Raw genomic sequence first — 11,984 nt, 5'->3', positions numbered from 1 at the left:
GCCCCCGACTCAGGAGAGTCGGGGGCCGTCGCCCCAGTCAGGTCAGGCCGGGCCGGCTCAGTACCAGCCGTTGGCCTGCCAGAAGTTCCAGGCCGCGACGGGGCTGCCGTAACGGTCGTTCATGTAGTTCAGGCCCCACTTGATCTGGGTGGCCGCGTTGGTCTTCCAGTCGGAGCCGGCGGAGGCCATCTTCGTGGCGGGCAGGGCCTGGACCAAGCCGTACGCGCCGGAGGAGGCGTTGGTCGCGTCGACGTCCCAACCGCTCTCGTGCTCGACGATCTTGCTGAACGCGTTGTACTGGGCGGCGTTCGGGATCATCTTGTGCGCGATCGCCTTGGCATCGGAGGCGGAGGCGGAGGTCGCCGCCTCGGCGGGGGCCGCGGCCAGGACCATACCGGCGGTGGCGGCGGCCACGGCGGCGGTGGTGAGGGCCTTCTTCGGCGAGGCGATGGTGCGGGCGATGCGGGAGACGAACACGGAGAACCTTTTTCTTCGGGGTCAGGGCCGTCGCGGGCAAGTCGGTGCCGGGTGGTGCGTACTGCGTGGGTGGCGGTGACATGCGGCGGCGCCGCGACCCGTGGGGGTTCGTCGGCGCCGTGCGACTGCTCCAGAGAAACAGGCTCGACGGGCGTCCGCAATCACCCCTTTTGCTAGTTGTGGTCGTATGTGGGTTTAAGGCGGCATTTGTGACCTGGCTCTCAATGGCCAGGTCAGAGCCGCTTTCTGTGTGGCCATGACACGAACATCGGTCTACTACTCCGCTTCGTAAGTGACCTGCGTCCTGTGGGCCGCTTCACGCGCCGGGCGCGTCGAAAGTGACCTGGCTCTCGAAGGCGGCCCGCCGGGTGGCCCTCCGCAGCGCCTTGAGGACGGTCGTGCCGAGCGTGATCGTCAGTACGACGGTCAGCACCGCACGCCCCAGGTCCCAGCCGAGGGAGGTCGCCAGGCAGTACGTGACGAAACGGGCCAGGTTCGTCGGCACCGGCGCGTCCGGCGCGAAGGCGATGTTCGAGGCCAGCTCGCCCATGAAGGGCCAGCCCGCCAGGTTCATGACCGTGCCGTAGGCAAAGGCGGCAAGGAAGCCGTAGGCGGAGAGGAGGAGCAGCTCCGCCCGGCCGCGCAGCCGCTCGGAGCCCGGCAGCAGTCCCGCGCCCATCGTGAACCAGCCCATCGCGAGCATCTGGAACGGCATCCAGGGCCCGACCCCGCCCGTGAGCAGCGCGGACGCGAACATGGTCACCGAGCCGAGAACGAACCCGAAACCGGGTCCCAGCACCCGCCCGCTGAGCACCATCAGGAAGAACATCGGCTCCAGCCCGGCCGTACCGGCGCCCAGCGGACGCAGAGCCGCCCCGGCCGCCGCCAGCACACCGAGCATCGCCACGGCTTTCGGGCCGAGCCCCGACTCGGAGATCGCCGCCGCGACCACCGCGACGAGCAGCACGAGCAACCCGGCGAACAGCCAGGGCGCGTCCTGCGCATGCGCATTCACAGCGGAATCAGGCGGCGCAAGAAACGGCCACCCGAACCCCACCACGCCCACGGCCCCGACGAGGACGAGAGCGGCGGTCGAGCGCGGCCCGAGCCGGACGGGACGGGGCTTGCCGGTTCCGTTCACCGGAGGGCCTCCCGGGCGTGGGCGACGGGCCCGTCCGGGACGGGGGTGGCGGTGGAGCGCGGCGCGAGCAGGACCGCACGGACGGGGCGGGGCTTCTCGGTCGCCCCGCTCACCGAAGGGCCTCCGGGGGTTGGGGCGACGGGCCCGTCCAGGGCGGGGGCGGCCGTGGGTCGCGGCGCGAGCCGGACGGCGCCGGCGGGGTGGGGCTTCTCGGTCGTCCCGCTCATCGGAGGGCTTCCGGGGGTTGGGGCGACGGGCCCGTCCATGGCGGCGGCCGTGGGACGCGGCCCGACCCGGACCCCACGTACAGGGCGGGGCCTTCCGGCTGCCCCGCTCACCGCAGGGCCTCCTGGACCTGCGCGACCGTGAGCCATCGCTGTGGGGCCAGGATCTTGGTGACCTGGGGTGCGAAGGACGGTGACGCCACGACCACCTCGGCCGTCGGGCCGTCGGCGACCACCTCTCCGTCGGCCAGGATCACGACCCGATGGGCCAGCTCGGCGGCCAGTTCCACGTCGTGGGTGGCCAGGACGATCGCGTGGCCCTCGGTGGCCAGTCCACGCAGGATGCCGACCAGGCGGGCCTTCGCGGCGTAGTCGAGGCCCCGGGTCGGCTCGTCCAGGAGGAGGAGAGGCGGCCGGGCGGTCAGTACGACGGCCAGCGCGAGCGCCAGCCGCTGGCCCTCGGACAGATCACGCGGGTGCGTGTCGTCCGTGATGCCGGGCAGCAGCTCGGAGACCAGCGCCCGGCAGCTCCCCGCCCCGGCGCCCGCATCGGCGTCGGCCGCCGCGCACTCGGCGGCGACCGTGTCCGCGTACAGCAGGTCACGCGGCTCCTGCGGTACGAGACCCACGCGGCGTACGAGATCCCGGGGCGCCGTCCGATGCGGCGCCAGGCCCCCGACGCGCACCGAACCGGCGGCCGGCTCGACGAGCCCGACCAGCGCGCCGAGGAGCGTGGACTTCCCGGCGCCGTTGCGACCCATCAGGGCGACGGTCTCGCCGGGGGAGACGGTGAGGGTGACGCGCCGCAGCGCTTCGACGCGGGCCCGGCGGACGGTCAACGCGTCGACTTCGGCCGGGCAAAGGGTCGTTGGGGGCGGCGGGGTCTTGCGGAAGAGGCGGCGGGGTGTGCTCGTGGCGGGGGCAAGTGTGTTTTCCGGTACGGGAGTCGGGGTTCTGCGGAAGAGGCCGCGAGGTGCGGTCGGGGCTGTCTCGACTGCCGTCCCCGGTACGGGAGTTGGCGTACGCACCGGGTACGGGCGGTCCGCGAGCCGCTCCCGCAGCTCCCCGGCGCTGCGGCGGGCGTCGCGGACGGTCAGGGGCAGCGGGGACCAGCCCGCCAGGCGGCCGAGGGCGACCACGGGCGGGTACACCGGCGAGTACGCCATCACCTCCGCCGGGGTGCCGACGACGGGCGCGGCACCGGGGGAGGGGAGGAGGGCGATGCGGTCGGCGTACTGGACGACCCGCTCCAGGCGGTGCTCGGCCATCAGGACCGTCGTCCCGAGATCGTGGACCAGGCGCTGCAGGACCGCCAGCACCTCCTCCGCGGCCGCCGGATCGAGCGCCGACGTCGGCTCGTCGAGGACCAGGACCCTCGGGTGCGGGGTGAGGACCGAGCCAATCGCCACCCGCTGCTGCTGGCCTCCGGAGAGCGTGCCGATCGGGCGGTCGCGCAGCTCGGCCAGGCCCAGCAGATCCAGGGTCTCCTCCACCCGGCGGCGCATCACGTCCGGGGCGAGGCCCAACGACTCCATGCCGTAGGCGAGTTCGTCCTCGACGGTGTCCGTCACGAAGTGGGCGAGCGGATCCTGCCCCACCGTGCCCACCACGTCGGCGAGTTCACGCGGCTTGTGGGTACGGGTGTCCCGGCCGGCCACCGTCACGCGCCCGCGCAGGGTGCCTCCGGTGAAGTGCGGGACGAGACCGCTGACGGCACCCAGAACCGTCGACTTGCCGACCCCCGACGGCCCGACGAGCAGGACGAGTTCACCCTCCGGCACCTCGAAATCGACGTGCTGGACGGCGGGTTCGGGGGCCTCGTCATATGTGACGGAGACGTCCTCGAAGCGGATCACGACGGCTCCTTCACGGCGATGGGCTCGACTGGCTTGCTGGCAGGCGGACTTGGGGCGACGAAGGCCGGGAGCAGGCCCAACAGCACCGCCGCCGCAGGCCACAGCGGCAGGGTGGGGGACACCAGCGGCACGACACCGGGATGCAGCGCCGCCGAGCCGCCGGAGCTGACGGAGGCGAGGACGAGAAGCGTCGCCACCGACACCCCCGACCCCGCGACCAGCCACGCCCGTACGCCCCACACGTCCGGCCGGTACCGCGTACGCAGCGAACGCCGGCCCCCGAGCCACAGCCCGCCCAGCGCCGCCGCCAGCCCGCCCAGCAGCACCGGCAGCCCGTACGCACCGCCCGCCGCCGTCAGCAGCCCGTACGTGCCCGCGCAGACGCCGAGCAGGCCGCCCAGGGTGAGCGCGGCGGTCGTACGGCGGACAGCGGCCGGGACCTCGGCTGTACGGCCGTATCCGCGCGCCTCCATCGCCGCCGCCAGCGCGACCGACCGCTCCAACGCGCCCTCCAGGACCGGGAGTCCGACCTGCAGCAGCCCCCGTACACCACGGTCCGGACGGCCGCGCAGCCGACGGGCGGCGCGCAGTCGCTGGACGTCCGCGATCAGGTTCGGCGCGAAGGTGAGCGCGACGACGACCGCGACACCGATCTCGTACAGCGCGCCGGGGAGGGACTTGAGGAGCCGGGCCGGGTTCGCGAGGGCGTTCGCGGCGCCGACGCAGATGAGGAGCGCGGCGAGCCGCAGACCGTCGTACAGCGCGAAGACCAGCCCCTCGGCGGTCACCCGGCCCCCGACGCGTACCCCCTGCGCCCAGTCGGGCAGGGGAAGTTCGGGCAGCGTGAGCAGGACGTGCGAGCCCGGAATAGGGGAGCCGAGAACGACGGCGAAGACGAGCCGAATGACAAGCACGGCCAGCCCGAGCTTGACGAACGCGCTGTAGGAACGGGCCCATGGCGCGTCGGTACGGCGCGTGGCGACGACATACCCCGCCACGGCTATGAGCAGCCCGAGGAGAAGCGGGTTGGTGGTACGGGTGGCGGCAGTACCGAGCCCGAGCGACCAGACCCACCAGGCACCCGGGTGGACGGTTGAAGGGGCGCCCGCGCCCCGAATCCGATAGGGGCGCGGGGAACTGCGCGACCAGCCCCCACCGTCCCGCGGCCAAAGAACAACCCACCCACCAGAGCGCTCAGACATGCCTGCGGCGCCGCGTCTGCCAGACCGCCGCCGCGCCGAGCAGCACGACAACGGCGGCACCAGCGAAGAGACCCACGGACGGGCCACTGCCCGAATTCGTGCCCCCGGCGGACTCACCCGCCGACACCGCCTCGCCGCACCCCGCGCGCGGATACCCGGCGATCGCACACAGCAACGCACCGGAGTTGTACCGCAGCGGCTTGGCCACGGACGCGAGGGCGTCCGCCGTGGTCGCATCGGGGGACACACGGGCGCACGCCGTACGCGTCGCGGGCGGACTCTCGCCGGCCGGCGCATCGGCGGACGTACCGAAGTCGATGACGAGCGCGACCCGCTTCCGCCCGTCCTGGGCGGGCGTCCGGGCACAGACGACCCCGAACACGGCACCGCCGCGCGGCTGGGCGGCGTCCTTGGAGTCCTGGCTCACGGCGAACCGGAACCCCTGGACGTCACCGTCGGAGGGGACGGCGGTGGACGGCCCGACCGTGGCGTACGTCCATTCGCTACTGCTGGCGCCGCGCTCCCAGAAGGACCAGTAGCGGTAACCGGCGGCCTGGGCGGGCCCGGCGTTCGCCCAGAGACAGAGAAGCAGCGAGGCAAGAAGAAGGGGCAGCGCACGACGCCGCATCACAGCTGCTGCCTCTTCCGCCGCCCACTGAGCAGAAACCCGATCCCGATACCGGCGACGAGGAACACACCGACGGTCCACCACGTCCCGAACCCGCTGTCGCCGTCCTCGTCACTGTCCTTGGCGGAGGCCGTTGAAGAGGGAGAAGGGGACACGGGCGCCGGCCCCGTCGCGTTGAGCAGGCTCACCAGATCCTGCCCGCCGAAGTCACGCGGATCGACGGACCCGGCGTCGGCGGCGAGGATCAGCTGCGCGTATGCGGCAGGCCCCGCCTGCTTCGCCCACTGCGCGGAGTTGCCCTCCAGCCAGTTCAGCGCGTCGGCGGCCCGCTGCCCCTGCCCGACGGTCGCCAGGGCGACGACCGCATCGGCGGTGTTCCCGTAGTCGGGCTGGTCCTCGGCCCCGGCCAGCGCGGAGGTGAGGTGCTTGTCCTTGGCGAGGGCCTGTACGAGGTAGGCGGCACCGTTGCGAGCGACCTGCGCGGGCTCGGCGGAGGCGGACTCCGAACAGGTCGGAGAGGCGTCGGCCGACTTCCCGGCCGCCGCCCCACCGAACCCCTTCCCCAGCACACCGACCACGGCCGCCGCGGTCGCATCGGCGTTGGCGACGAGCTTGCCCTTCTTGTCGGGCTGATAGGCGAAGCCACCCCCGCCGCTCCCGGCGCCGCACGGCAGAGCGAACTTCACGAGCAGGTCGTACGGCGACTTGCCACCCTTGACGACCTCGCCGGGCTTCTCACCGGCGGCGGCGAGGGCCCCGACGACCACGGAGGTGGAGTTCGCGTCGCTGGCGCCACCGGCCGCGTACCCCCAGCCACCGTCGGAGTTCTGCACGGACTTCAGCCAGGTGACGGCCTTGCCGACGACCGCGTCCTGCCCGCCGAGGGCGGCGAGCGCCTGCACGGCGGCGCCCGTGCTGTTGGTGTCGACGAGGGTCTTGGCACCGCAGGCCGAACCGGCATCGCTCCGGAAGGCCGCGAAGCCACCGTCGGCACACTGCTGCCCGGCCAGCCAATCCACGGCCGACGCGGCGGGCTTCACCCCCACGGTGTCCTGGGCGAGCAGGGCGAGGGACTGGCGCCAGACGCCGTCGTAGGTGGGATCGGAGGTGCCGTACAGCCCGGTGGGGAGGGCGGAGGAGGGCGACGGAGAGGCGGCGGACGCCGGCCCGCCCCCGGTCATGACGATGGCGGCGATGACGGCCAAAGCCGCGGCGCTGCGGCGGACATTCATGATCGGCGGATGCCTCTCCCTACGGGGAGACGGGCAGCACGGGACACCCCGGGCGGCTCGGCTCCGTATGCCTCGACGGTGCCGTACACCGGCGGACCGCCGGTGACGCGAGCCGGTCACGGTCCGCACGAGGCAATCCGGCTCACGGCCCCGGCAGTTGCCCGGACCGCTCACGGTTGCGGGTCAGCGCCGGAATTGCACCGGCTTCCCCCCGTACGGGTGTGATGACGACCTGGCCACTGTACCGGCCGGTGAAAACGGCACCGAGGTCACACCGCCACGTACGTGACCGGCTCGCTCCCCGGCACCGCCTCCGCCTGGCCGAGTTTGACCAGGCGGCGGACGTGGGCCTCGGCCTCCGAGACCGCGATGTTCCTTGATCCCGGGGGGATTTCGGCCCAGGGGCGGTTCCACTCCATGCGTTCCGCGAGTTGCCAGGGGGTGAGGGGAGTGGTGAGGAGGGCGCGGAGGCCGGCGAGGCGTTCGTCGTGGTGGTCGAGGAGTTCCCGTACGCGGGTCGTCGCGTCGGGGAAGGCGTGGCGGTGGGCCGGGAGCACCTCCGCCGGGGCGAGGCGGCCGACACGTTCCAGGGAGTCGAGGTAGTCGCCGAGGGGGTCGGCGACCGTCGTGTCGTCCGGGTCCTCGTACAGGCCGATGTGCGGGGTGATCCGGGGGAGGAGGTGGTCGCCCGAGAACAGGCGCCCGTTGCCGGGGAGCCCGGCCGGGTGGGCCTCCTCCAGGTGGAGGCAGACATGGCCCGGGGTGTGGCCGGGCGTCCAGATCGCGCGCAGCCGACGGCCGGGGAGGTCGAGGAGTTCGCCGGGGACGATCTCGCGGTCGGGGAGCGCGGGGGAGAAGCCGGGCAGGATGCCGACGGGGGTCCTGGTCAGGGTCGCCACGTGCTCGGCGGGGGCCCCGGCCGCCGCCAGCTTCGCCGTCATGTACGAGTACCAGCGCTCGGCCCGGTTCTCCCGCGTCCGCCGGACCAGGGAGATGTCGGCCTCGTGCATCGCGATCCACGCCCCGGACGCCTCGCGGACCTGGCCCGACAGGCCGTGGTGGTCCGGGTGGTGGTGGGTGATCACCATGCCGTGGATCTCGGCGGTCGAGGTGCCGCACGCCGACAGGCCCTCGGCGAGGGTGTCCCAGGACAGCGGGTCGTCCCAGCCCGTGTCGACGAGCACCGGTCCGCTGTCGGTGTCGACGACGTACACCAGCGTGTATCCGAGGGGATTGTTCGGGATCGGGACCCGGATGGACCGTACGCCCCCGCCGTGATCGGTCACCTGCGTCGACACCTGTGTCATGGGCTCCCCCGATTCCCCGGCGGTCGGCTGCCCGGCAACTATAACTAGAACCAGTTTCAATGGGAGCCCAAGTCACTTACCTCGTGGTGGCGTGTAGTGGTGTGAGCGCTGTGGACTCCTCGGGAGGGAACTGGTAACTGTCTCCGTATCTATCTGACGAACCGTCAGAGACGGTCCCCGGGGAGGCAGTCGGCCATGACCGAACTCGTGGAACACGGACAGCTGTTCATCGGCGGGGAGTTGACCGATCCCCTCGGCAAGGACGTCATCGAGGTCATCTCCCCGCACACCGAAGAGGTCATCGGCCGTGTGCCGCACGCCTCCACGGCCGACGTCGACCGGGCGGTCGCCGCCGCGCGCACCGCCTTCGACGAGGGACCCTGGCCGCGCATGACCCTCGACGAGCGGCTCGCCGTCGTCACCCGCATCAAGGACGCGATCCTGGTACGGCACGAGGAGATCGCCCGCGTCATCTCCTCCGAGAACGGCTCCCCGTACTCCTGGAGCGTCCTCGCCCAGGCCCTCGGCGCGATGATGGTGTGGGACTCGGCGATCACCGTCGCCCGCGACTTCACGTACGAGGAGTCGCGCGACGGCGTGCTGGGGAAGATCCTCGTCCGCCGCGAGCCGGTCGGTGTCGTCGCGGCCGTAGTCCCTTGGAACGTCCCGCAGTTCGTCGCGGCGGCCAAGCTCGCGCCCGCGCTGCTCACCGGCTGCACGGTGGTCCTCAAACCGTCGCCCGAGTCGCCCCTGGACGCGTACATCCTCGCGGAGATAACGAAGGAGGCCGGACTGCCGCCCGGCGTCCTGTCGATCCTCCCGGCCGACCGAGAGGTGAGTGAGTACCTCGTCGGACACCCGGGCATCGACAAGGTCGCCTTCACCGGCTCGGTCGCGGCGGGCAAGCGCGTGATGGAGGTAGCGGCCCGTCGACTCACCCGCGTCACACTTGAGTTGGGCGGGAAATCGGCGGCGATCGTGCTCCCCGACGCGGACCTCGACACCACCGTCCCCGGCATCGTCTCCGCCGCCTGGATGAACAACGGCCAGGCGTGCGTGGCCCAGACCCGTATCCTCCTCCCGCGCTCCCGCTACGACGAGTTCGCGGACGCCTTCACCCAGGCCGCGAGCGCGCTGGTGGTCGGCGACCCGCTCGACCCGGCGACCCAGGTCGGCCCGCTCGTCGCGCGGCGCCAGCAGCAGCGCAACCTCGACTACATCCGGATCGGCCAGGAGGAGGGCGCGAAGATCCTCACCGGCGGTGGCCGTCCCGCGGGCCTTGACCGGGGCTGGTACGTCGAGCCGACCCTCTTCGGCGACGTCGACAACTCGATGCGCATCGCCCGCGAGGAGATCTTCGGCCCGGTCATCTGCCTGCTCCCGTACGGCGACGAGACCGAGGCGGTGAAGATCGCGAACGACTCCGACTACGGGTTGAGCGGCAGCGTGTGGACGGCCGACGTGGCGCACGGCATCGAGGTGGCGCGGCAGGTCCGTACGGGAACGTACTCCGTCAACACCTTCAGCCTGGACATGCTCGGCCCGTTCGGCGGCTACAAGAACTCTGGATTGGGGCGGGAGTTCGGCCCGGAAGGATTCGGCGAGTACCTGGAGCACAAGATGATCCATCTCCCGGCCGGCTGGGAGGGATAGCGGCCATGGGCGACCGCTGGCACGTGGAGGTCGACCGCTCGCTCTGCATCGGCTCGGCCCAGTGCGTCCACCGGGCCCCGGCCGGCTTCCGCCTCGATAGTGGGATGCAGTCCCATCCGGTGGAACCGGACACGGACGCGAACGAGAGCGTTTTGGCGGCGGCGGAGAACTGCCCGGTGGAGGCGATCATGATCACGCTGGTGGGGGGTGGGGAGGCGGTGTTTCCACCGGAGGACTGAGGGAGCTTTCCCACTCGCCCGCGTGGGGAGGCCGATTGCGGCCTCCCCGGCCGATGTGCCTGGATCAGTTCCAGGTCATGTTGATCGTGCGTTCGAAATTGACGTATCCGGCGCGCTGGAAGGCGTTCGCCATGGGCGTGTTGCCAAGATCTGTGGCTGCCCGGATACGTGGCACGTCCTGGGCGAAGAGGATGCGGGTGCCTTCGGCGAGGATCTCGTCGATGTAGCCGTTGCCCCGGTGCTCGGGGAGTACGGCAAGGTAGCCGATGACGGGGTTGTAGTCGTTGCGGGCAGGGGTGAGGAACCCCACCGGTTCGCCGTCCGGCAGCGTCGCGATCCGCCACCAGTCCCGTGGGCTCCGGTAGTTCGCGAGTTCGTCCTCGTAGTGCCTGGCCGCCGCTTCGCGGGCGGGCAACCGGGTCAGGTCGTCCCTGCTGTGCGCGTCCAGTGTCCCGTCCAGGACCCGGGTCATCAGGGCGAGCATCTCCTCGGTGTCGCGGACCGGGCGGAACACCAGGCGCCCGCTCGGCTCGGGGAGCGGTGTCCCCGGACGCCACTCCAGGCGTAGCCGTTCGACGAGCAGGCGGGCGCCGGTCCGCTCCAGGGCGGCCATGCGGTCCTCGACGACGCGTCGGGTCGTCTCCCCCTCGCGCCAGTCGGGTGGGACGAAGCGGCTGTACTCCGGTGGACGGGTGTCCGCCGGAACGACTTCGGCCGTGGCGGTCCGCAGCAGCCGTACGCCGATGTCCACGAGGTCGAGGTCGTGGTCGTGGTCCGTGCCGTTGTCGGCGATGTCGAAAACGTCCAGGAGGAAGGGAGTGCTGTCTCCGCTCCGGCCCCACCAGGCGGCTCTGGCCAGCAGACGGTCGCCGTGGAGGGCGACCCACATCCATTCCGGCCGACGGCGGCCGGCGGCGAGGTCGTCCGCGAGTTCCTCGTTGAGGACGTACGGAAGTCGGGAGAAGAGGTCGAGTTCGTCGCGCCCGGTGATCGGGCGCATGGTCAGGTCGTTCTGTTCCACGGTCAAGGCACGCTCCGGTGAAGGCGCCTGTCCCGTCCGGGGGTCAGACGCGGTCCGCGCCCCGGGAGGAGACAGGCGCAGTGATCATGGCGATCATGGGCTTGTCCCTCCTCTCGATGTCGTGGCCCCGGCCCTGTCGACGGGGGTCCGGCCGCAAGATCTATCCAACCGCCGTCGCCCGCGCAACCCGATTTTGCGATCGCTCCATCGCTCCCGGTCAGCCCGGCTCGCCCGGCTTCCCCTCGGGGCCCGTCAGGTCGATCAGTCTGCATACCGTTTCGATGTCGATCTTGACCTGGGCGATCGACGCCCGGCCCGACAGCCACGTGATCAGTGCCGAGTGCCAGGTGTGCTCGATGACACGGACCGCCGAGAGCTGCTCGGGGGTCGGGTGGCCGGAGCCCGGCTCGCCCAGCCCCATCGAGTCCAGGATGATCGCCGTCGTCTGACGCGAGACCTGGTCGACCTCCGGGGAGACACTGCGGTCCGCGAACGTCAGCGCCCGCACCATCGCGTCCGCGAGATGCGGCTCGCGCTGGAGTGCGCGAAACGCGCGCATCAGCGTCTCCGCGACCCGCTCCGCCGCCGTCTCCCCCGTCGGCGGCTTCTTCCGCAGCGTGCCGTGCATATGCTCCAACTGGTCCTGCATCGTGGCGACCAGCAGATGCACCTTCGACGGGAAGTACCGGTACAGCGTGCCGAGCGCGACCTGCGAGGACTCCGCGACCTCCCGCATCTGCACCGCGTCGAACCCACCCCGCGCGGCCAACTGCGCGCTCGCGTGCAGGATCCGGCGCCTGCGGGCCTCCTGCCGCTCCGTGAGCGGAGCGGAGGGCGGCGGCGAACTCGGTCGCGCCGTACGTGCTTCCACCTTCGCGTCGGCAGGCATGGGTCCCGTTCCGTGACAGTCGGTGATCGCGCGGCGATCGGGCAGTCATGTAGCAGCAAACAGTCAGTGGTCGGTCAGCGACAAGTCAGTGATCAGTCAGCATGGCACGTCCGCG

12 protein-coding genes and 1 riboswitch are annotated in these 11,984 nt (G+C 71.7%); of the genes, 2 read left to right on the top strand and 10 right to left on the bottom strand.

The annotated features are described in order from the left end of the window. Positions 1 to 57 precede the first annotated feature (57 nt). The 8 genes from ACWCRB_RS37775 to ACWCRB_RS37740 all read right to left on the bottom strand — a co-directional run bounded on the left by ACWCRB_RS37775 (position 58) and on the right by ACWCRB_RS37740 (position 8,067). Positions 58 to 477 carry an aggregation-promoting factor C-terminal-like domain-containing protein gene (locus tag ACWCRB_RS37775; protein WP_451000376.1) on the bottom strand — a complete coding sequence of 140 codons (420 nt, stop codon included), beginning with the start codon at positions 475 to 477 and terminating at the stop codon, positions 58 to 60. Between the two features lie 316 nt (positions 478 to 793). After that, a complete protein-coding gene (locus ACWCRB_RS37770; RefSeq protein ID WP_451000375.1) occupies positions 794 to 1,618 on the bottom strand; it encodes an ECF transporter S component in 825 nt (274 codons plus the stop codon). Further along, entirely contained in the window at positions 1,615 to 1,845 is a 231-nt protein-coding gene (locus tag ACWCRB_RS37765; protein ID WP_451000374.1) for a hypothetical protein, read from the bottom strand. Before ACWCRB_RS37765 ends, ACWCRB_RS37770 begins: the two co-directional genes overlap by 4 nt. 107 nt (positions 1,846 to 1,952) lie before the next feature. Continuing rightward, complete coding sequence (locus tag ACWCRB_RS37760; RefSeq protein ID WP_451000373.1) at positions 1,953 to 3,698, bottom strand: ABC transporter ATP-binding protein; 1,746 nt, start codon at positions 3,696 to 3,698, stop codon at positions 1,953 to 1,955. Continuing rightward, positions 3,695 to 4,900 (bottom strand): energy-coupling factor transporter transmembrane component T, encoded by a 1,206-nt coding sequence (locus tag ACWCRB_RS37755; protein ID WP_451000372.1) that lies wholly within the window; start codon positions 4,898 to 4,900, stop codon positions 3,695 to 3,697. The genes ACWCRB_RS37760 and ACWCRB_RS37755 overlap by 4 nt, the downstream gene beginning before the upstream one ends. Next, a complete protein-coding gene (locus ACWCRB_RS37750) occupies positions 4,893 to 5,528 on the bottom strand; it encodes an SCO2322 family protein (protein ID WP_451000371.1) in 636 nt (211 codons plus the stop codon). The genes ACWCRB_RS37755 and ACWCRB_RS37750 overlap by 8 nt, the downstream gene beginning before the upstream one ends. Further along, on the bottom strand, positions 5,528 to 6,760 hold the full coding sequence (locus ACWCRB_RS37745) for a prenyltransferase/squalene oxidase repeat-containing protein (RefSeq protein ID WP_451000370.1): 1,233 nt from the start codon (positions 6,758 to 6,760) through the stop codon (positions 5,528 to 5,530). Before ACWCRB_RS37745 ends, ACWCRB_RS37750 begins: the two co-directional genes overlap by 1 nt. Positions 6,761 to 6,880: 120 nt before the next feature. Next, a riboswitch (cobalamin riboswitch) is annotated at positions 6,881 to 6,970 on the bottom strand. 59 nt (positions 6,971 to 7,029) lie between these two features. Continuing rightward, positions 7,030 to 8,067, bottom strand: coding sequence for an MBL fold metallo-hydrolase (locus ACWCRB_RS37740; RefSeq protein WP_451000369.1), 1,038 nt, complete (start codon positions 8,065 to 8,067; stop codon positions 7,030 to 7,032). Between the two features lie 195 nt (positions 8,068 to 8,262). Here ACWCRB_RS37740 and ACWCRB_RS37735 point away from each other — a divergent pair, with 195 nt between their 5' ends. Beyond that, on the top strand, positions 8,263 to 9,720 hold the full coding sequence (locus tag ACWCRB_RS37735) for an aldehyde dehydrogenase (RefSeq protein ID WP_451000368.1): 1,458 nt from the start codon (positions 8,263 to 8,265) through the stop codon (positions 9,718 to 9,720). A 5-nt stretch (positions 9,721 to 9,725) separates the two neighbouring features. Then, positions 9,726 to 9,959, top strand: coding sequence for a ferredoxin (locus ACWCRB_RS37730; RefSeq protein ID WP_451000367.1), 234 nt, complete (start codon positions 9,726 to 9,728; stop codon positions 9,957 to 9,959). A 64-nt stretch (positions 9,960 to 10,023) separates the two neighbouring features. Here ACWCRB_RS37730 and ACWCRB_RS37725 read toward each other — a convergent pair whose 3' ends face one another. Then, the gene (locus ACWCRB_RS37725; RefSeq protein WP_451000377.1) at positions 10,024 to 10,959 is read right to left on the bottom strand and encodes a GNAT family N-acetyltransferase; all 936 of its coding nucleotides are present in this window, start codon (positions 10,957 to 10,959) and stop codon (positions 10,024 to 10,026) included. A gap of 238 nt (positions 10,960 to 11,197) precedes the next feature. Continuing rightward, positions 11,198 to 11,869, bottom strand: coding sequence for a TetR family transcriptional regulator (locus ACWCRB_RS37720; protein WP_451000366.1), 672 nt, complete (start codon positions 11,867 to 11,869; stop codon positions 11,198 to 11,200). Between the last annotated feature and the right edge of the window lie 115 nt (positions 11,870 to 11,984).

The sequence above is a fragment of the Streptomyces sp. NPDC002156 genome, assembly GCF_053593675.1.
The sequence above is the reverse complement of the archived record's forward strand: the minus strand, read 5'-3'. Positions and strand labels throughout refer to the sequence as shown.